At 66.5% G+C, this 18,915-nt stretch carries 18 protein-coding genes; 9 read left to right on the forward strand and 9 right to left on the reverse strand.

The window, feature by feature from the left end:
• Positions 1–171: 171 nt before the first annotated feature.
• The gene (locus tag HTZ84_RS06455; protein ID WP_174679920.1) at positions 172–1,350 is read left to right on the forward strand and encodes a thiolase domain-containing protein; all 1,179 of its coding nucleotides are present in this window, start codon (positions 172–174) and stop codon (positions 1,348–1,350) included.
• On the forward strand, positions 1,350–2,804 hold the full coding sequence (locus tag HTZ84_RS06460; RefSeq protein ID WP_174679921.1) for a zinc ribbon domain-containing protein: 1,455 nt from the start codon (positions 1,350–1,352) through the stop codon (positions 2,802–2,804). Before HTZ84_RS06455 ends, HTZ84_RS06460 begins: the two co-directional genes overlap by 1 nt.
• Positions 2,805–2,914: 110 nt before the next feature.
• On the opposite strand, the gene HTZ84_RS06465 is transcribed toward HTZ84_RS06460, so the two are convergent.
• The 4 genes from HTZ84_RS06465 to HTZ84_RS06480 form a co-directional block, all read right to left on the reverse strand.
• Positions 2,915–4,108, reverse strand: a complete 1,194-nt coding sequence (locus HTZ84_RS06465) for an aspartate-alanine antiporter-like transporter (RefSeq protein WP_174679922.1) — start codon at positions 4,106–4,108, stop codon at positions 2,915–2,917.
• Positions 4,109–4,405: 297 nt separating this feature from the next.
• Positions 4,406–5,404: an ornithine cyclodeaminase family protein gene (locus tag HTZ84_RS06470; RefSeq protein ID WP_174679923.1), complete on the reverse strand. Its 999-nt coding sequence runs from the start codon at positions 5,402–5,404 to the stop codon at positions 4,406–4,408.
• A 52-nt stretch (positions 5,405–5,456) separates the two neighbouring features.
• Positions 5,457–5,672 carry a hypothetical protein gene (locus HTZ84_RS06475; RefSeq protein WP_049914556.1) on the reverse strand — a complete coding sequence of 72 codons (216 nt, stop codon included), beginning with the start codon at positions 5,670–5,672 and terminating at the stop codon, positions 5,457–5,459.
• 652 nt (positions 5,673–6,324) lie between these two features.
• Positions 6,325–6,525 carry a DUF7835 family putative zinc beta-ribbon protein gene (locus HTZ84_RS06480; protein WP_126661019.1) on the reverse strand — a complete coding sequence of 67 codons (201 nt, stop codon included), beginning with the start codon at positions 6,523–6,525 and terminating at the stop codon, positions 6,325–6,327.
• A gap of 285 nt (positions 6,526–6,810) precedes the next feature.
• On the opposite strand from HTZ84_RS06480, the gene HTZ84_RS06485 reads away from it, so the two are divergent.
• Both HTZ84_RS06485 and HTZ84_RS06490 read left to right on the forward strand, forming a co-directional pair.
• On the forward strand, positions 6,811–7,161 hold the full coding sequence (locus HTZ84_RS06485) for an ArsR/SmtB family transcription factor (RefSeq protein WP_174679924.1): 351 nt from the start codon (positions 6,811–6,813) through the stop codon (positions 7,159–7,161).
• Between the two features lie 61 nt (positions 7,162–7,222).
• Positions 7,223–7,501: a DUF7521 family protein gene (locus HTZ84_RS06490; RefSeq protein WP_008895192.1), complete on the forward strand. Its 279-nt coding sequence runs from the start codon at positions 7,223–7,225 to the stop codon at positions 7,499–7,501.
• 6 nt (positions 7,502–7,507) lie between these two features.
• Here HTZ84_RS06490 and HTZ84_RS06495 read toward each other — a convergent pair whose 3' ends face one another.
• From HTZ84_RS06495 to HTZ84_RS06505, 3 genes are all read right to left on the reverse strand, one after another.
• On the reverse strand, positions 7,508–8,254 hold the full coding sequence (locus tag HTZ84_RS06495) for a competence/damage-inducible protein A (RefSeq protein ID WP_174679925.1): 747 nt from the start codon (positions 8,252–8,254) through the stop codon (positions 7,508–7,510).
• Positions 8,255–8,364: 110 nt separating this feature from the next.
• Positions 8,365–9,903: a hypothetical protein gene (locus HTZ84_RS06500; protein WP_174679926.1), complete on the reverse strand. Its 1,539-nt coding sequence runs from the start codon at positions 9,901–9,903 to the stop codon at positions 8,365–8,367.
• 118 nt (positions 9,904–10,021) lie between these two features.
• The gene (locus HTZ84_RS06505) at positions 10,022–10,795 is read right to left on the reverse strand and encodes a hypothetical protein (protein ID WP_254611718.1); all 774 of its coding nucleotides are present in this window, start codon (positions 10,793–10,795) and stop codon (positions 10,022–10,024) included.
• Between the two features lie 315 nt (positions 10,796–11,110).
• On the opposite strand from HTZ84_RS06505, the gene HTZ84_RS06510 reads away from it, so the two are divergent.
• The 5 genes from HTZ84_RS06510 (at position 11,111) to HTZ84_RS06530 (ending at position 16,818) form a co-directional block, all read left to right on the forward strand.
• Positions 11,111–14,032 (forward strand): MEDS domain-containing protein, encoded by a 2,922-nt coding sequence (locus tag HTZ84_RS06510; protein ID WP_174679928.1) that lies wholly within the window; start codon positions 11,111–11,113, stop codon positions 14,030–14,032.
• A gap of 294 nt (positions 14,033–14,326) precedes the next feature.
• Positions 14,327–14,557, forward strand: a complete 231-nt coding sequence (locus HTZ84_RS06515) for an AbrB/MazE/SpoVT family DNA-binding domain-containing protein (RefSeq protein WP_174679929.1) — start codon at positions 14,327–14,329, stop codon at positions 14,555–14,557.
• Positions 14,558–14,932, forward strand: coding sequence for a type II toxin-antitoxin system VapC family toxin (locus HTZ84_RS06520; RefSeq protein WP_174679930.1), 375 nt, complete (start codon positions 14,558–14,560; stop codon positions 14,930–14,932).
• Positions 14,933–14,974: 42 nt separating this feature from the next.
• Positions 14,975–16,492, forward strand: coding sequence for a replication factor C large subunit (locus HTZ84_RS06525; protein ID WP_174679931.1), 1,518 nt, complete (start codon positions 14,975–14,977; stop codon positions 16,490–16,492).
• 125 nt (positions 16,493–16,617) lie between these two features.
• On the forward strand, positions 16,618–16,818 hold the full coding sequence (locus HTZ84_RS06530; protein ID WP_174679932.1) for a hypothetical protein: 201 nt from the start codon (positions 16,618–16,620) through the stop codon (positions 16,816–16,818).
• A 69-nt stretch (positions 16,819–16,887) separates the two neighbouring features.
• Here the strand turns inward: HTZ84_RS06530 and bioD are convergent, their stop codons facing one another.
• Complete coding sequence (bioD, locus tag HTZ84_RS06535) at positions 16,888–17,571, reverse strand: dethiobiotin synthase (RefSeq protein ID WP_174679933.1); 684 nt, start codon at positions 17,569–17,571, stop codon at positions 16,888–16,890.
• A 3-nt stretch (positions 17,572–17,574) separates the two neighbouring features.
• A complete protein-coding gene (locus tag HTZ84_RS06540) occupies positions 17,575–18,783 on the reverse strand; it encodes an aminotransferase class I/II-fold pyridoxal phosphate-dependent enzyme (RefSeq protein WP_174679934.1) in 1,209 nt (402 codons plus the stop codon).
• Positions 18,784–18,915 lie beyond the last annotated feature (132 nt).

The following is an 18,915-nucleotide window of genomic DNA, read 5'->3' on the forward strand; positions in this document are numbered from 1 at the left end:
CTCGCCGAATCAACCGTCGGCGCTCGCGAAGGTCGGGAACGTCCGTCGGTCGCTCGACGGTCGTCGTCTCCTCCTCGCGCTTGCCCGGCCCGTACTGGGCTACGTGTCGGTGGATCCAGCGCCCTCCGCGAGTATGTACATCTTTTATCCTGGGAGATCTCACCCACGTGTATGCGAGACGCCTATCTCGTCGGCGCGGGGCAGTCGGACTACGGGGCGTTCCCCGAGGAGAGCTACCGGTCCCTGTTCCGGACGGCGTTCGAAGCGGCGACGGAGAGCGTACCGAACGGGATCGACGGCGAGGAAATCGACGAGGCCTTCGTCGGCCACCTGGGGGTCGGCGGTCGACAGCTCGGCCTCTCGGGGCCCGCGGTCACCGAACACGTCGGCCTCGGCGGGGTCCCCTGTACGCGCGTCGAGAACGCCTGCGCGGCCAGCGGCTTCGCCGTTCGCCAGGCCGTCCAGGCGGTCAAGTCGGGGATGGCCGACGTCGTGCTGGCCGGCGGCTTCGAGGTCATGTCCGACACGAGCTCCGACGCGACGAAGTACTGGCTCGGCGTCTCCGGCGAAACGGAGTGGGAACGACTCTCCGGGACGACCTTCTCGGGCGTCTACGCCCAGATGGCTTCCGTCCACATGGAGCGGTACGGTACCACCCGCGAACAGCTCTCTCGAGTGGCCGTCAAGAACCACGCGAACGGCGCGAAGAACCCCCACGCTCAATTGGGGTTCGAGTGCTCGCTCGAGGACGCCGAGTCCGCGCCGGTCGTCGCGGACCCCCTGAACCTCTATCACTGCTGTCCGACCTCCGACGGCGCGGCCTGCGCCCTCATCGTCAGCGAGGACGTGGTAGACGACTACACGTCGGACCCGATCCGGATCGCCGGCGTCGGCGCGGGCAGCGACGACGTCGGGCTCTTCCAGCGCGACACCTACACCGGCGTCCCCGCGAGCCAACGCGCCGGCGAACGGGCCTACGAGATGGCCGGCGTCGAGCCGAACGACCTCGACTTCGCGGAGGTCCACGACTGCTTCGCCATCGCCGAACTGCTGGCCTACGAGGATCTGGGCTTCTGCGAGCGCGGCGAGGCCGGCGACCTGATCGAGTCCGGTGCGACCGAACTCGGCGGCGAGCTCCCCGTCAACACCTCCGGCGGCCTCAAGTCCAAGGGCCACCCCATCGGCGCGACCGGCGCCGGACAGGTCGTCGAGGCGTTCAAACAGCTCTCCGGGAAGGCGGGCGAGCGGCAGGTCGAGAACCCGACCCGCGGCCTGACCCACAACGTCGGCGGCAGCGGTGGTGCGGCCGTCGTTCACGTGTTTGAGAAAGAACAGGAGGTGAGCGCCTGATGACCGCGATCACTGGTGTCGGCGCATACGCGCCGCGGTTCCGCATCACGGCCGAGGCCTTCGAGGAGGCGTGGGGTCAGTTCCACGCGGCCGGCATCACGGAGAAGGCCGTTCCCGCGGCCGACGAGGACGCGCTGACGATGGGCTACGAGGCCGCCACGCGGGCGCTCGAGGCCGCCGCCGTCGACCCCTCGAGCGTCGACTGGCTCGCCTTCGCGTCCTCGCGACCGCCGGCGGCCGAGGAGGACCTGACCGCCCGGCTGGGCGCGATGCTCGCCCTCGACGAAGCGACGACCCGGCAGCTGTTCACCGGCAGCACGCGCGCCGGGACCCGCGCGCTCTGGGCCGGCATGGACGCGATCGGTGCAGACGCGACCGTCGGGCTCGTCGTCGCGGCCGACGCCCCGAAGGGCGACCCCGACGACGGCGTGGATCACGCCGCGGGCGCCGGCGCCGCCGCGTTCGTCCTCGAGGGCGGTGCGTCGGAGACACACCGGAGTAGCGGCGACGGGCCCACAGAGATCGTCGACCGCGCCGAGTACGCGACGCCCTACCCCGGCACGCGATTCCGCAACACCGGCGAGGACGAGACGCAGGGACTGGGCGTCACCCAGTACGACCGTTCGGCGTTCACCGAGACGATCGGCGGGGCCGTCGACGGCCTCGAGACCGATCCGGAACCCGACGCCGTCGCGATTCAGGCGCCCGACGGCAAACTCCCCTACCGCGCCGCGGGCGCGGCGGGCGTCGGCACCGACGAGATTCAGGCCGCCGCGACGGTCCACGAACTGGGCGATCTGGGCGCCGCGAGCGTCCCCGTCTCGCTCGCGACGGCCCTCGAGGACGGCGCCGAGTCCGTTCTCGCGGTCGCCCACGGCAGCGGCGCGGGCGCGGACGCCTTCGTTGTGGAGTCCAGCGGTGAGGTTCCCGCAGAAACGACCCTCGAGGGCGACGACACGCTCTCCTACGCCGAGTACCTGCGCCGGCGCGGCGTCGTCACGACCGGCCCGCCGTCGGGCGGCGGCGCCTACGTCAGCGTTCCCTCGTGGCGCCGGTCGATTCCCCAGCGCTACCGCCTCGAGGCCGGCCGCTGTCCCGACTGCGGCGCGCTCTCGTTCCCACCGGAAGGGGCCTGCACCGATTGCGGGTCGCTCGTGGAGTACGAGCCGGTCGAGCTTCCCGGTACGGGGACCGTCGAGGCCGTCACGACCATCTCGCAGGGCGGCGCCCCGCCGGAGTTCGCCGAGCAGCAGGCTCGATCGGGCGACTACGCGGCGGCGATCGTGGCCCTCGAAGACGAGGACGGAACCGAGTCGGTTAGCGTCTCCGCGATGGCCACCGACGCGGCCCCGGAGGCGTTCGCGGTCGGCGAGCGGATCGAGACGACGATCCGCCGCATCTACACGCAGGAGGGCGTGACCCGCTACGGGTTCAAGGTTCGGCCCGCGGGGTAGGCGGTCCTCGAGCCGATTTTCCGGCTGGGCGGCGCTACGAGGACGCGCGAGCGGGACAATCGAACGGGGCCAACCGGATCGCTGCTCGAGAAAGGGCGGTCGTCGAGGGACTACACGACCAGTGGAACGAGCATGACCAGCACCTTCGCGTAGATGACCATGAACAGGAGCGCGAAGGGATAGGTTCCGCCGTAGCCGGCGCCGACCTCGTCGGCGCCCGTCGCGTCGATCGCGGCGGCGAGTCCCTTCGTGTCGGTGTGTCCGCCCGTGATCCCGCCGGCCGCGCTGATCCAGTCCATCTTCCAGACGAAGCGGGTGACGACCAGTCCGGCGGCGATCGCGAGCAGGCTGTTGAGCGCGGCGGCGGCGACGATCTGAACGCCGTACTGGGAGATCGTCTCGAGGAAGCCGGCGCCGGCGTCGAGGCCGACGACAGCCAGGAACATCGCGAGCGTGAACGCCCTGATCTCCGAGAGGATCGACGTGTCCATCCGCGTCGTGACCGGCCCGACCTGCCCGAGATAACCCAGTCCCAGCGCGGCGATGAGCACGCCGCCCGTCGTCCCGAGCGAGGGGGTGCCGAACGAGCCCATCGGGATCGGAATCGAACCGACGATACCGCCGACGGCGATGACGAGCGCGTATCCCATCACGCTGAAGGTGACGCCGGAGCCGTCAGCTTCGACGCCCCCGGACGCGCTCGCGTCGGCGGTCTCGTCCGAACCGGTGCTCCCGACGTCGTCGGCGAACCGCTCCTTTTCGGCGCCGAGATCGAGGTCGGCCACGGCCGGGTACAACTGCTGGAACATGACGATGAGCAGGACGCCGACGACGTAGCCGACGGAGTGGCCGATCTGGTACTCCGAACGGGCCGCTTCGGGGAGGGCTTCGACCGCCGAACCCAGCCCGGGGCTGCTCGTCAGCGCCCCGGAGAACGACCCCATGATCAGCGGCGTCGACGCGTCGCTGAACAGGTACTGGGTCCAGACGTAGGTGCCGCCCAGCGCGACGGTGGTCATGATCGCGCCGAGGGCGATGAAGTGCAGCCCGTAGGTCGCGATCGTGCTCTTGATGTCCTGTGCGGCGATCAGGCCGACCGCCGCGACGAACAGCGCGAGCGTGAGCGTGCTGTAGGCGCCGGGGACCGACAGGCCGAGGTGGCCGAGCACGAGGCCCGCGAACAGCGGCCCCGCGACGCCGAGTTTGATCCCGCCGGCGCTGAGACGGCCGATTCCCATGCCGACGACGACCGCCAAGAACAGGACGAACAGGTCGTTCCCGATGACGGTCTCCACGAACGTCATCGTCGATCCCTCCGGTCGCGCCGTCCGCCGGACGTCTGGAGGGGCCGATATATACCCCTACTGATATCCGGTATGACTCGTCGTATTCTCATAGCTAGTCGTTCGAATGTCGCCTACATAACCGACCGTCTCGCTCCCAGATTCGTGTAACGAGCGGACCCCGGTTTGCAGTTTTCGTGCTGTCCGAATTCTTATACAGGTGGGTAGATTGTTTTCTTCAGAGATGACAGCTCGGACGCTGTCGATATTCGTGCGACGAGAAGCGAGTCGGAACGGACCCGGTCCGCGGCCGAGCGATCAGTCTCCGGTCAGCGCTTCGCTCGCGGGCGCGAACTCGATCGTCTGTCCGCGGCCCTCGCGCTCGGCGCGCTCGTAGAGCATGTGCGCCGCGGCGACGGTCTCGATGCCCGTCCCGCCGCTGTCGAAGAGCGTAATCTCGTCGTCGTCGGTCCGACCGGGCTCGTTCCCGGCCACGATCTCGCCTAGTTCCGCGTGGATGTCCCCCTCCGTTACCGCGCCCTCCTGGACGGCCAGCATGAACTCCCCGGAGTCGAACGTCGCGCGCTCTCGCAGGTCGGGGACGTAGGTCGCCCGCTCGACCGTCCGCGTGTCCACCTCGCGCTTGTCCGGCGAGTACTGGCCCATCGCCGTCACGTGGGTGCCAGGCTCTAAGTCGTCGCCGTCGAAGACCGGCTCGCCGGCTTTCGTCGCCGTGATGACGACGTCTGCGCCGGTGACCGCGGCCTCACTCGAGTCGACCGCGTGAACGTCGGCCTCGAGGTCCGCGTCGAAGTCGGCGGCGAAGGACTCGCGGCTCTCGGGGGTCGGAGAGTAGACGCGAACCTCGGCGAAGTCGCGGACGGTCGCCGTCGCGCGCAGTTGGCCCCGCGCCTGCGCGCCGCTGCCGATGACGGCGAGGACGGTCGCGTCCTCGCGCGCGAGTTCGTCGACCGCGACGGCGCCCGCCGCGCCGGTCTTGTGGGGGTTCATGCTGGCGCCGTCGAGCAGGGCGAGCGGCGCGCCGCTGTCGGCGTCGAACAGCGGCGTCATGAACCACGCGTCTCCGGCGCCGAAGCCGGCGCTGTACATGTAGCCGCCCATCGCCCCGTTCTCGGGGAGGACGGCGGCGTAGCTCGTCAGCATCCCCTCGGGATCGGCGCGGAAGAACTTCGACCGCGGCTGGGCCGGCGCGCCCTCGCCGCGCTGGCGGTAACCCTCGCGGACGGCGTCGACGTAGTCGGCGGGCGTTGCGAGGTCGGCCACGTCGTCACTCGAGAGAAACGAGGTCGCAGTCATGAACGAAAACGGAACGCGAGCGGAGATAAAAACCGGGGAGACGAGACGGAGATCAGTCGGCGTTCATCGGCGGCCGCGTGGACTTGGGTTCGTCCGCACCGTCTGCGGGCGTGTTGACGAACATCGCGTGCCCGATGATCGCCATCGCGACGAACGCGCCGACAGGCACCGCAGCCGTCAACGAGAGTCCCACGAGCGTGAGGGCTGCGGTGATGCCGAGCAGTGCGACTGGGATGAGGCCGAGAACAATGTCGTAATATCCAGTCATAATCTATACTATCATATGAGGAATAGGCATATAAGCGTTTTCCATAATTAGCCGATACTGGATCCATTTCTCATTCGTATATAGCGCAGTGGATTTCTATAACTTATGAGCGCATTATCGGCGCTCTTGAGATCGGTAGTTTGGCCGCATTCGCGACTAGTTACGATAACATATATTATATGATTTCGACATCCGACGTTGTTAATCGCAGGACGTAATCGGGACTTTGAACTAATCGAAGCGGTTCACACCACATACCATATGTAATTATCGTCCATTGTGTTATTCTCCATCCCGGGACAGTTTATCCCGTTCGTGATAAGTCACGGAACCGACCGGCCGAAACGGAACCTGCAGACGGTGACCCACTGGCGGTAATCGAAGACGGTCGTCGTATTCGATACGCCCGACCGATCGGTCGACGACGGCCGGTTCGCGGTACGACGGAAAACACGGAGTACGCGACCTGCAGTGATCCGATGCCAGCGAAATCACGTCGGAGACCGAACGAACAGCCCCGGTCGCCGAGCGAGAGAATAACTCGTTTCGTCGTCGTCAGACTCCGGATGGTCGCGAATCGAATCCTCGAAACGAAGCGAATCGACGCGACCGACTCGTCAGGACCGCACCAGTTGCGTCACGCCCAGTTGCGTCACGCGTTGTTCATCCGCTTGCTCTCGCGGTTGCCACAGCGCGAGCACTCGCGGACGCGGTAGGGTTCGCGAGAGTACTGAGCGGTTTCGTCGTCGTCGCCCTCGGTTATCAGTTGGATCGAAACCTCGTGGAGCGTATCGGTTCCGCAGACCGCACACGGTTCGGTCATCCCGTCTGATACGCCGTTCGTCGTTGCCATATACGGACCTTACACTGCACCCCCATATATCGTCGACAGCGACTGCGGATCGGGAGAAGGGGTATATATAGGTATTTTCGCAAATTGAAGACGCGACGTGACGCTCGCGGTGACAATTCGAGACGAATCGGACTCGGTCACTTCGTCGGCGATAACGACGCTTTTGTGACCGTCTCGCGCCGTTCTCGAGAGGTGACGATGACCGGACGATACGATATATCAGCGTCGAAGACACTCTCTACTACTCGGAAAACATTTAGCAATGAATCTCCAAAGCGGTCACGTATGGACGACGAATCCTCCATCGAGGAGATTCTCAATACGATCGGGGACGAGCACGCCCGGACCGTCCTCGCCTCGATCAGCCGCGAACCCGGCTCCGCGAAGGAGCTGTCCGAACGGCTCGATCTCTCCCAACCGACGATCTATCGCCGCCTCGAGCTCCTCGAAGCGAACGATCTCATCGAGTACCGCACCCTCGTCGCGGACGACGGGAACCACTACAAGGAGTACACGTGTAACTTCAACAGCACGGTCATCTCGCTCGACGACGACGAGTACGACGTTCGTATCTTCCGGGAGGAGAACCTTCCCGACCGGTTTTCCCAGCTCTGGGACGAACTCGGCGTGAAATAGTGACTCGAGACAGCATGACAGGAGACACAGCGACATCCACTCGGCACGCCGGTGAGACACGATGACCGTCGCCGGGCTCAGTCAGGCGCTGCTCATGGTGATGCAGATGGCCGTCTTCGCGCTCTCGCTCGGGCTGACGCTCATCAGCTTCCAGTCCTACCGCCAACGCCAGTCCAAGCGCCTCGAGTCCGCGTTCATCGGCTTCGCGTTTCTCAGTATGGGCGTCGGACTCACGACGATCGTTTCGCAACTCCCGGATCCGATGACGCTGTTTCGCGTCGTCGAGACGGTGCCGTTTATCGTCGGTTTCGGCATGCTCTACGTCTCGCTGTACCGGTAACGCTGACTACTCGGTCGACGGCGGCTCGGTCGTCTCGACGCGGTCTTCGAGCCAGGCGATCGCGTCCGCGACGGCCGCCTCGTCGGTCCCTCGCACGCGGATCCGCCCCGGCCGATTCTCGCCCCGCGGATAGCTGCCGACGCTGACGTCGAACGTTTCGGTGACCGCCTCGAGCACCTCGTGCAGCGATCCCTCGGGGGCGGGGGTGTAGATCGTCTCGGCGACGGCGTCACCCCGGAACTCGTCTTCGACCGCATGGAACATCGCCTGCATCTCGTCGGGGATGCCGGCGAAGACGTAGACGTTCTCGACGATACAGCCCGGCGCCCAGCCCGCGTCGGTCACGATCGGCGTCGCGCCTTCGGGCAGCGACGCCGCGGCGTCGAGATCGAGTTCGAGGTCGTACTCCTCGACCAGGTCCGGATTCTCGTCGCGGAACTCGGCCGCCTTCTCGAACAACTGCTCCCGGATGCGATCGAAGACGACGAACTCGCGGTCGAGGCCGTCCGCGACGGCTTCGACGGTCACGTCGTCGGGCGTGCCGCCGATCCCGCCGGTGACGATCACGGCGTCGAACGCGTCGTTCCAGCGGGCGGCGTAGTCGGCGATCAACGCGCTGTCGTCGGGAATCGTCAGGATGCGATCGACGGTGCTCCCGCGCTCGGTGATCCGCTCGGCCAGCCAGGCTGCGTTCGTGTTCGTCGTCGCTCCGGCCAGCAACTCGTCGCCGACGGTGACGATCGCGACGTGCATAGCCGCCGTTCGGCCTCGAGTCAGTTAGCCGCTCCGCCCGCGGAACGCGATCGAAATCGGCGACGATTCCGGGCCGACACCCCGTCTCGGACCGGCGGAGGCGGGTGCCGTCACGACCACCGCGTGATCGGTTCGTCGGCTCCCGCTCGACGGACGTATTCGGACTGCATCCCGGCGACCGCGTCGACGAATCGCTCGCCGGCATCCAGACGGTCGCGCACTCGCTCGAGCTTCCACCGGCTGGGCGTCGTTCGCTCGGTCCAACGCGCCTCGAGGGGGCCGAGATACGTCTCGATCGTCTCGTCGGACACGCCCTGTTCCCGGAGGCCGCGGCGGGCGAACGCGAAGAGTTCGTCGTAGATCGCGTCCCGGTCGGTCGTCCGGTCGCCGTCGGCGGTGATCCACGCGAGGTCGGCCTCGAGGCCGTCTTCGACCGCGGCGTAGAAACTCCCCGCGGCGGCCTCGTACTCGAGCGTCGCGAGCGGGTGGTCGGCCTCGGCGAGTCCGCGGAGGAGACCGGCGACGAGACACTGGAGGCCGACGGTCTCGGCGACCGTCGGCTGGGTCGGCAGCGGTCGATACTCGAGGCGGACCGACCAGCGATCGCCCCGTCCGACCGGCTGGCCGCCGACGACGGTGCGGAGCCACCGCCAGTAGGTCCCGCGCTTGTGGTCGAGTTCCCAGAACCTGTCGGCGACCGTCTCGCGGTCGCCGTCGGCGACCCACTCCCGGAGGAACGGGGCGCAGGTCGGATCGGCGACGAGCCTGTCGACGGCGTCGGTCGCGCGTTCGATGCGCCTCGGCACGCGGACCTTCTCCCAGGCCCGATTGACGGACTGTTCGAACACCGGAATCCGAAGTTCGTGAGCGGTCGCCTCGAGGAGCGCGTCCGGATCGGCGGGTCCGTCGGCCTCGCCGTCCCCGAAATCGTACAGCTCCGGCGGCAGCAACGGCGAGTTCGTCGCGAGCGCGAGGACGGGTCCGAGCGTCGCGAGCGCGGCGTTGTAGTAGCGCGGAAACGATTCGACGTCGGGGAGCTGGACGTGGGGCTGGACCGAGCTCGTCAGCGACTCGAACAGGAGCGACGGAAACGCCCGCTCGACGCCCGGGACCGAGAGCGCGATCTCGCCCGCCGTCCGAGCCAGCACGTGGTTGTCGATCGCGTAGTATCGCGGCGAGGGCGTCATGTTCTCGGCGAGCGTCGCGCCCGCTCGCTCGCGAACGGCCGAGAGATACGTCTCCGCGCCCTCCGGCGGCGGCGTCGTCCACATGGCGTCCAGCACGAGCTCGAGGCCCGCCGTCTCCGCGGCCGTCTGCGCGTTCCGGACGCGACGCTCGAGTTGGGCCGCCTGCGCGGCGATGCCCGGCCCGTCGAACGGCGTCGGGTCGGTGTTGAATTCGACGTTGTGTCGCCCGAGTTCGCGCTCGCAGCGGCCCTCGAAGACGGCGTCCGGGACGCGAGCGAGGCGCCCCGCCTCGTCGACGGCGTAGGCCTCGAGCTCGAGCCCCAGTCCGAATCCGGGGCTGTCGAGTCGGCCGGCGCGGAGGGCGTCGGTGACCCGCGCGGCCTGCTCGTCGACGCGCCGATCGAACTCGCGGCGCGTCTCGTCGGCCAGCGACCGCGCGACGAGGGCGACGGGATCCGTCATTACGGAACCGACTCGAGCCAGTTGCATCAAACCGGGGTGTGACCGCCCTCGAGAACCCGCGTCGCGTACTCGTCGCTATCGTCGGGACAGTGATCGGCCGCGGCGCACCGAACCGGCGCTACGGAGCGACGCGAACGTCGAACTGTGCCGTGATCAGAGCCCCCTCCGGCTTGGTCTGTAAGAACAGCCGATACCGACCCGGGGTCGGGAATCTGGCCCCGAACTCGACGCGGCCGCTGTCGGGGGCCGTCGCTTCGGGATGGACGTGCAGGTACGCGAGGTCGCCCTCGCGGAGCGCGACGAGATGCCCGAGCGCGCCGAGGTACGGCTCGAGTTCCGAGACCGGCTCTCCGCCTCGGCGAACCGCGAACGACAGTCGCGTGCGTTCGCCGGCGGCGACGTCGTCGGTGAGCAGTTCGAGCTCGTAGTTCCCCGCCGTCGCGCGGCGCGAGGCGTCCGGGCGCTCGTCGTGGGTCGCCGTCCCGGGTGCGAGCAGATCGAAGCCCAACGTGGTCGGGTGCCCGTCGACGACGACGTCCACGAACGCGCGGTAGACGCCCGGATCCGGCACCGCGAGATCCTCGACGAGCCACGTCCCGTCCGCCTGCAGTTCCGGGTGGCGGTGCTGGAATCGGGTCAGATCCCGCCGCACGACGACGAGGTGGCTCGGTCGGCCGTGTGCCTCCTCGAAGTCGGTCACGACCGCCCCGTCCTCGTCGACGATTCGGAACGTCCAGTGGACGGGCGCCTCGGGCTCGAACCGCGTCTCCGACGGCTCGAGGCGGAGTCCGTTCGCCGCGAGCGACAGGCCGCCCGGTGCGGCGTGTCCCCCGGGTGCGTGCCCCCGATCCGCGTCGGTCGATCCGTCGCCGTGACTCGAGTGCTCTCCCATACCGAGCGGTTCGCTCTCGAGAGGCATACCGCTTGGCGTCGGGGTTCGTTACGGCGACGGTCGGAACCGTTCCGTGTCCGTTTCCGCACCCCGACGACGAGCCCAGTGCTGGATAGATCTTCTATTTCGGGGTGCACTTTCGGTATTTCTACCCGCACTACACGGATGTATTCGTGCGTGTTTGGACTACTGAATGTCCGCTCGTAGAGAACTCCATTCGGCAGCGTTACATCCCTCAGCCACAGGCCTTGCGGGTAATTATCACTATCTCGGGAATGCCGATCTTTAACCGTCTGAATCGAATATCTCGGTCTAATGAATCAAGCCGCCGGACGCTATGACCAGCCAACGGTACTGGGCCTCGAGAACGGTCTCGAGGCGTTTCAGTCCAGTTCCGAGTTCCGTGGCCCGGTTGAACCGCTCGACGAGCACACCTGCAACGATCACTTCGCACACATCTACGAGACTCCTGCGGAGAAGTTCGAGGCCGCCATCCCGTTTATTCGGCACGGGCTCGAGCGCGGCGAGCGCGTCATGTATGTCATCGACGAGAGTACCGAAGCCGAGGTGCGGGACGCAATGTGCGACGCCGGACTCGACGTCGATACCGCGCTCACTACGGGCGCACTGACGTTCCACACCGTACAGGAGACCTATCTCCGAAACGGATCGTTCGACCCCGACGAGATGATCGACTTCTACGATGAGATGGTCGCCGAGGCTACGGCGGACTACGAGGCGCTCCGGATCGTCGCCGAGATGACGTGGCTCGACGACGACGACGAGACGCCGATCGAGCAGTTCATCGAGTACGAGCAGAAAATCAACGATCTCTTCGACCAGACGGATTCGCTCGCGATCTGCCAGTACGACCGCGACCTGTTCGCACCGGAGGTCATCCGGAACGTCGTCCAGACGCACCCGCATCTCATCTACGACGGCGCCGCGTGCCACAACGTCTACTACACGCCGCCGGAGGAGTTCTTCGGCGCCGACGCACCGGCCCGCGAAAACGAGCGCATGCTCCGGACGCTCCGGGACCGGACCACGGCGAAGGTCCAACTCCACCGCCGCGAACGATTCCTGCAGCATCTGTACGAGGTCTCGTCCGATCCCACGCTCTCGTTCGAAGAGAAATTACAGGCGCTGTTCGATCTCGGATGCGAGCAGTTCGACCTCGAACTCGGGGCGATGGCCACGGTCGATCCCGATGCCGATCAGTTCGAGGTCGAGTTCGTGAGTGACGATCACGAGTACTTCGAGGCGGGTCTCGAACTCCCGCTGTCGGAAACGTACTGCACCGCGGCGACCGACACCGGCGGGATCGGGAGCGTGGCCGATCCCGTTGCGGCCGGGTACGACGATATCTACGTTCACAACGAGTTCGGCATCAAGACGTATCTCGGCACCTATATCGAGGTCGAGGGCGACGACAACCGAACGTTCTTCTTCGTGTCCGAGAAGCCGCGCGACGAGGCCTTCTCGGCCAACGAGCGCACGTTCCAGCGGTTGCTGGGGCAGTGGGTCAAGTACGAACTCGAACGCCAGCAGCGCGAACGGTTCCTCCACGAGTGCTACGAGATCACGTCCGATCCCGCCCTCGGCTTCGAGGAGAAACTCGAGCAGTTACTCGAACTCGGGTGCGACCGGTTCGACCTCGAGATCGCCGGCCTGAATCACTTGCCGTCGTGGGACGGCAAATTCCGACTCGAGAAGGGGATCGGACTCGGCTTAGATTCCGACGAGGAGCTGTGGACCGACCCGGACAACGGCTGTTACTGCCGTCAGACCGTGACCGAGGATAGTCCGGTCGAGATGCTCGACGTGCGCGGCACTCATTGGGCCGAGGACGCGATCTACCAGGAGTTCGGACTAACGAGCTACCTCGGGACGAAAGTGTCGACCGGAGCCGCGCCGTACGGCACGCTCTGGTTCGGGAGCACCGAACCGCGGGAGCGACCGTTTTCGGAGACCGAACGCTCGTTTATCGAGTTGATGGGGCAGTGGGTCAGCTACGAAATCGAGCGCCGCGAAAACAACGACTCCCAGCGGAAACTCTACGAAATCACCGCCGATCCCGATCTCGATCCGGACGAGAAGATCGATCGATTGCTAGCAGTCGGCTGCAAGCGGCTGAACCTCCCCATCGGGATGCTCACTCGTAAACGCGAGCGGGCGTTCGAGATCGAGCACATGCACGGGACGCATCCCGAACTCGACGAAGGGACGCTCACCCCGCCGTTGACGGACAACTACTGCCGTCGCGTCGTCAACACCGGGGACTCGATTAGCGTCGGCGACGCCGGGGCGGCCGGGTGGGACGGCGACGCGCTCTACCACGAATTCGATCTCGAGTGTTACGCCGGGACGCAGGTGTTCGTCCGCGACGAGAACTTCGGCACCGTCTGTTTCACGGATATGGGGACTCGAGCAGAATTCACCGAGGCGGAGCAGGTGTTTCTCGATATCCTCGGCCAGTGTGTGAGCTACGAAATCGAACGCCAACAACACGAGGCCGACCTCAAGGACACGATCGATCAACTAGAACGATCCAACGACCGGCTGCGGCAGTTCGCGTACGCCGCCTCGCACGACCTGCAGGAACCGCTCCGGATGGTTTCGACGTATCTACAGCTGCTGGAAAACCGGTACAAGGAGGAGCTCGACGGGGACGCGCAGGAATTCATCGATTTCGCGGTCAACGGAGCCGACCGGATGCGGGAGATGGTCGACGATCTGCTCGCGTTCTCGCGGGTCGAACACGCCGACGACGAGTTCGATCCGGTCGACTGTGACTCGGTCCTCGACCACGTCACCGACGATCTCCGGATGCAGATCGAGGAGAACGACGCGGAGATCAGCAGCGAGTCACTGCCGACCGTGAGCGGCGACCACGAGCAACTCGAGCACCTGTTCAGTAATCTCGTCTCGAACGCTATCAAGTACAACGAAAGTGATCGGCCGCGCGTCGAAATCTCGGCCGAACAGCGGTCTAACGGCTGGGAATTCTCGGTTACCGATAACGGAATCGGGATCGCGCCGGACGAAGCGGACAAGATATTCGACGTTTTCAAGCGGCTCCACCACGACGACGAGTACTCGGGGACGGGAGTCGGACTCTCGCTCTGCCAGAAGATCGTCAACAATCACGGCGGCGAAATCTGGGTCGAGTCCGAACCCGGCGCGGGGTCGACGTTCTCGTTTACGCTTCCCGCGACGCGGAATCCGACGCAGTGAGTCCGCGGCCGTACGGTCCTCTGTGGCCCTGAACGACCGTCGACTACGGCGACGAGCCGGCGCTTTCGAACGCGCGCTCCGCAACCACTAAACGCCGAACGACCCAACGACGTCACAATGACCGACTGGACCGAGAAGTCGGGAAAATGCGATGTAGATCCGATGTACTGAGAACGTCGAATACGCATCGTCGTTCGCTCGTAGATGTGAAGACAAATGCCGACCAGAGGAGACGGAATGGGTATCTCCATATATCGGGGAACGTTTTTATTTTTGCCCACCATACACAGAGGTATGTCAGACGTAGCGCTTGACGACCGCGGCCGTCTCACGCTCCCGAAGGAGGTCCGAGAGCGATACGGAGACCGATATCACGTCGTTCAGCTTCCCGACGGGATCAAATTGGTTCCGGTCGCCGACGACCCGCTCGAGGCACTCAGGGACGAATTCGCAGGTGTCGAGAAGTCGGCCGACAAACTTCGTGAAGAAGCACGTGAAGCAGCGCTCGACGAGGCCGGACGATAGATGTATGCGGAAACCGATTTCCTTCTCGCGCTGATTAAGGACGACGACTGGCTCGGAGACGCCGCCGAGTCGGTATACCGAGAGCACCGCGACGAGTTGTGGACGTCGCAGTTCACGCTCATCGAACTCCTGATGGTCGCCTACCGCGAGGAACGTGATACCGAGCGCGTCGTTTCGAACGCCGCCAACCTCGTCGAGGTGCGCGGTGACGTGGAAACGGTCGTTACGGCGGCGACGTACGTGGAAGACCACGGGTTCACGCCGTTTGACGCACTTCATCTCGTCGAATCGAACGGAGAGACCATCGTCTCGAGCGATGACACATACGAGGACGTTACGCCTCGGCTCGACCTGAAGACGGTCTCCGGAGAATAGCGTCCGCAACCACTAAACGCGACTCGCACCAATCGGGTGGCAATGACCGACTGGACCGAGAAGTACCGTCCGACGACGCTGTCGGAGGTACGCGGAAACAACAAGGCCCGCGACAAACTCGAGGAGTGGGCCGAGAGCTGGGACGACCACCGGGACGCGGTGATCGTCCACGGGAGCCCGGGCGTGGGGAAGACCTCCGCGGCCCACGCGCTGGCCGGCGACATGGGGTGGCCGGTGATGGAGCTCAACGCCAGCGACAGCCGAGGGGCCGACGTCATCGAGCGCGTCGCTGGCGAGGCCTCGAAGAGCGGCACGCTCACGGGCGGCGAGGCCGGCCGGCGGCTCGTGATCTTGGACGAGGCGGACAACTTCCACGGCAACGCCGACTACGGCGGCTCGGCCGAGGTCACGCGGGTGGTCAAGGACGCCAACCAGCCGATCGTCCTCGTGGCCAACGAGTTCTACGATATGAGCCAGTCGCTGCGCAACAGCTGCGAGACCATCGAGTTCCGCGACGTCTCGAAGCGCTCGATCGTCCCCGTGCTGCGCGACATCTGCCGGCGCGAGGACATCGAGTTCGAGGAGGAGGCCCTAGAGAAGATCGCCGAGGACACCAGCGGCGACCTGCGCTCGGCGGTCAACGACCTGCAGGCGGTCGCCGAGGAGGCCGAGCGGCTGACCGTCGAGGACGTCGTCACCGGCCAGCGCGACACCACGGAGGGGATCTTCGACTTCCTCGACGCGCTCATCAAGGAGGAAGACGCCGAGGGCGCCCTTCGCGCGTCGTACGACGTCGACGAGAACCCCGACGAGATGCTGAACTGGATCGAGGACAACGTCCCCAAGGACTACGCGGGCGCGGAGCTGGCCGACGCCTACGAGTTCCTCGCGAACGCCGACCGCTGGCTGGGCCGGGTGCGGGCGACCCAGAACTACTCCTACTGGCGCTACGCGACGGACAACATGACCGCCGGGGTCGCCGCCTCGCGCCGCGAGCCCAAGGGCGGTTGGACCCGCTACGGACCGCCGAGCTACTGGTCGAAACTCGGCCGCACCAAGGGGACCCGGAACACCCGCGACGCCATCGCGGAACGCATCGCCGAACGCGAGGGCACCAGCGTCGGGACCGCCCGGCGGGAGATCCTCCCGTTCCTCTCGGCGATGACCCACCACTGCAAGAACCGGGATCTGACGGTCCGGATGGCCGCGGTGTACGAACTCGACGAGAAGGAAGTCTCGTTCGTCACCGGCAGCGGGAAGGACACCAACAAGGTCGAGTCCATCGTCGAAGAGGCCGAGGAGCGACGAGCCGAGGAGACCGTCGAACACTCCGGCTCGGCGTTCTTCGAACCAGAGGACGCCGGCGACGCCGACGGCGAGGGCGACCCCGACGCCGCGGACTCGAGCGACGAGGCCGACGGGCAGGAGACCCTCGCGGCGGCCGGCTCGGCGGACGAGGCGAACGAAGCGACGGAGCCGGTCGCCGACGCGACCGACGCGGACGGCGACGAGGACCCCGACACCGACGACGACCAGTCGGGACTCTCCGACTTCCTCTAGTCGACCGTAACGATGCGAACCAGTCTACCTTCGAGAGAGTCTACGAGTACTGATATACCACTGTGTAGTACTACCGGCACTATTACTTCGGAGAACGACGACAGTTACTCCCGGTGACCGACCGAATGACTGGCCAACACACCTGTCCCCTCTGTGCGGACGCGTACGACGATCGAACGAGCCTCCGGGTTCACCTCGAGGTCGAACACCGGAAGTCGGAGATCGTCGCCGAGTTCGTCGACCTGCACGACGCCGGCGCCGGGGGCCGGGTCGACGGCGATCCGACGGTCGTCGGAGAGGACCGACAGGCGCCGTCGGCCGACTGAGGTTCCCGTCCTCGCTCTGTTCTACTCGCTTTTCGTCCACGTCGAGCGTCGGCTGACCCCGAACGGACTTCAGTCGTCCGCAGTCGAGAGTCGCTCGAGAAACGAAACCGAGAGCGCGTCGCTGACACCGGCGGCCAGCGCCGCCGGCGATTCGCCGTCGAGCGGCGGCACCGTCTCGACGCCGTGGCCGGTCATGCGCTCGAGTTCGTCGGGGTTCGTCCGTTCGGCGACCGTCGCCCCGGCGTACTCGTTGCAGACGATCCCCGCGATAGCGACGCCGCGGCGCTCTAAGGCCTCGATCGAGAGCGCGGTGTGGTTCAGCGTGCCCAGCCCCGACCGGGTGACGACGACGGCCGTCGCCTCGAGATCGGCGACGAGATCGATCACCTCGCGGTCGCCGGCCAGCGGGACGCGGAGGCCGCCGATCCCCTCGACGATCGGCACGGGCGTCTCGGCGACGGCGTCCTCGCAGGCCGTCCGAAGTTCCTCGTAGGAGAGTTCCTCGTCGGCCACCTCGGCCGCGACTCGCGGCGCCAGCGCGGGCTCGAGATAGCGGGGACAGGTCGCCGCGTCGGGGTCGCCGCAGGCGTCGGCGACGAAGCCGGCGTCGTCGTCCGGCGGCGATCCCGTTTGGGCGGGTTTGATCGCCCGGGCGTCGACGCCCCGTTCGCGGAACCAACGAGTGATCCCGGCGGTGACGACGGTCTTTCCGATTCCGGTTCCGGTGCCGACGACTGCGATGGGTTCGGTCATGGGTTACAGCAGTCCGAGCTCGTCGCCGGTCGCCCGGAACGCCTCGAGGCAGGCGACGATGTCGTCGCGATCGTGGGTCGCCATCGGAACGACCCGGATGCGACTGGTCCCCTCGGGAACCGTGGGGGGTCTGATCGCGGGCGCGACGACGTTTCGTTCTCGCACGCCCTCCGCGAGCGCGAGCGCGTCGGTTCGATCGCCGACGATGACCGGGAGGATCTGCGAGTCACCGAGCACCTCCAGGCCCATCGACTCGAGGCCGTCTCGGAGGTGCGAGACGTTCTCCCAGAGGCGCTCGCGGACGTCGCTGTGACGGGCGACGTGCAGCGCCTCGCTGGCGGCGGCGGCGGCGGGCGGGGCGAGGCCGGTCGAGAAGACGAACGAGCGGGCGTCGTTCACGAGACACTCGATCAGATCCTCGCTGCCCGCGACGTAGCCGCCCTGACTCGCCAGCGCCTTCGAGAGCGTTCCCAGCTGGACGTGGACGCGGTCCGCGATGCCCTCGGCCTGGACGACGCCGCCGCCGTCGGCGTAGAGCCCGGTCGCGTGGGCCTCGTCGACCATCACCCACGCGCCGTGGGCTTCGGCGGCGTCGCAGATCGCCTCGAGGGGCGCGACGGTGCCGTCCATGCTGAACACCGAGTCGGTGACGACCAGCCAGGACTCCTCGCTCGCGCCGGCGCGGTCGGCCCGGTCCTCGAGTTTCGACCGCAGGTCCGCGGCGTCGCAGTGGTCGTAGACGACCGTCTCGGCGTCGGCGAGACGACAGCCGTCGATGATGCTCGCGTGATTGAGCTCGTCGGAGAAGATGACGTCCGGCGCTAAGGCCGCGATCGTCCCGACGTTGGCGGCGTACCCCGAGGAGAAGACGAGCGCGCGCTCGGCGTCTTTCGTCTCGGCGAGCTGGCGCTCTAAGTCCCGGTGGACCATCGTATCGCCGGTCACCAGCCGGCTCGCGCCGGCGCCCGTGCCGACGGTCGCGGCGGCCTGCCGGGCGGCGTTCTCGACGCGCTGGTCGTCGGTCAGCCCCAGGTAATTGTTCGAGGCGAAAACCAGCGCCTCGGTCGAGTCGAGGACCGGTAGCTCGCCGCCCGACGGCGGGGCGAAGTAACCCCGCTCGGCGACTCGGTCGACGGGCGAGAGCGATCGTTTCAGATCGGCGTCCTCGAGCGATCGGAGCCGGTCCTCGAGGTCGAACCCGCGATCTTCCATTCGGGTAAAGGGTGACATCGCCATGGTTTCACTCTCACGGTTCCGTTCGGAGCGGCCGTTTCCCGCGATACCGTCCGGGAGAACGACTCAAGCGCTGCCGTAGCTGCATCGGCGGTGCGGACGGGACGGCTC

It is taken from the genome of Haloterrigena gelatinilytica (assembly GCF_013342145.1).
Taxonomy (GTDB): Archaea; Halobacteriota; Halobacteria; order Halobacteriales; family Natrialbaceae; genus Haloterrigena; species Haloterrigena gelatinilytica.

Excerpts from the sequence above, each read along its gene's own strand:
- HTZ84_RS06455 (WP_174679920.1), top strand. The coding sequence starts at position 172 with ATGCGAGACGCCTATCTCGTCGGCGCGGGGCAGTCGGACTACGGGGCG.
- HTZ84_RS06460 (WP_174679921.1), top strand. The coding sequence starts at position 1,350 with ATGACCGCGATCACTGGTGTCGGCGCATACGCGCCGCGGTTCCGCATC.
- HTZ84_RS06465 (WP_174679922.1), bottom strand. The coding sequence starts at position 4,108 with ATGACGTTCGTGGAGACCGTCATCGGGAACGACCTGTTCGTCCTGTTC.
- HTZ84_RS06470 (WP_174679923.1), bottom strand. The coding sequence starts at position 5,404 with ATGACTGCGACCTCGTTTCTCTCGAGTGACGACGTGGCCGACCTCGCA.
- HTZ84_RS06475 (WP_049914556.1), bottom strand. The coding sequence starts at position 5,672 with ATGACTGGATATTACGACATTGTTCTCGGCCTCATCCCAGTCGCACTG.
- HTZ84_RS06480 (WP_126661019.1), bottom strand. The coding sequence starts at position 6,525 with ATGGCAACGACGAACGGCGTATCAGACGGGATGACCGAACCGTGTGCG.
- HTZ84_RS06485 (WP_174679924.1), top strand. The coding sequence starts at position 6,811 with ATGGACGACGAATCCTCCATCGAGGAGATTCTCAATACGATCGGGGAC.
- HTZ84_RS06490 (WP_008895192.1), top strand. The coding sequence starts at position 7,223 with ATGACCGTCGCCGGGCTCAGTCAGGCGCTGCTCATGGTGATGCAGATG.
- HTZ84_RS06495 (WP_174679925.1), bottom strand. The coding sequence starts at position 8,254 with ATGCACGTCGCGATCGTCACCGTCGGCGACGAGTTGCTGGCCGGAGCG.
- HTZ84_RS06500 (WP_174679926.1), bottom strand. The coding sequence starts at position 9,903 with ATGACGGATCCCGTCGCCCTCGTCGCGCGGTCGCTGGCCGACGAGACG.
- HTZ84_RS06505 (WP_254611718.1), bottom strand. The coding sequence starts at position 10,795 with ATGGGAGAGCACTCGAGTCACGGCGACGGATCGACCGACGCGGATCGG.
- HTZ84_RS06510 (WP_174679928.1), top strand. The coding sequence starts at position 11,111 with ATGAATCAAGCCGCCGGACGCTATGACCAGCCAACGGTACTGGGCCTC.
- HTZ84_RS06515 (WP_174679929.1), top strand. The coding sequence starts at position 14,327 with ATGTCAGACGTAGCGCTTGACGACCGCGGCCGTCTCACGCTCCCGAAG.
- HTZ84_RS06520 (WP_174679930.1), top strand. The coding sequence starts at position 14,558 with ATGTATGCGGAAACCGATTTCCTTCTCGCGCTGATTAAGGACGACGAC.
- HTZ84_RS06525 (WP_174679931.1), top strand. The coding sequence starts at position 14,975 with ATGACCGACTGGACCGAGAAGTACCGTCCGACGACGCTGTCGGAGGTA.
- HTZ84_RS06530 (WP_174679932.1), top strand. The coding sequence starts at position 16,618 with ATGACTGGCCAACACACCTGTCCCCTCTGTGCGGACGCGTACGACGAT.
- bioD (WP_174679933.1), bottom strand. The coding sequence starts at position 17,571 with ATGACCGAACCCATCGCAGTCGTCGGCACCGGAACCGGAATCGGAAAG.
- HTZ84_RS06540 (WP_174679934.1), bottom strand. The coding sequence starts at position 18,783 with ATGGAAGATCGCGGGTTCGACCTCGAGGACCGGCTCCGATCGCTCGAG.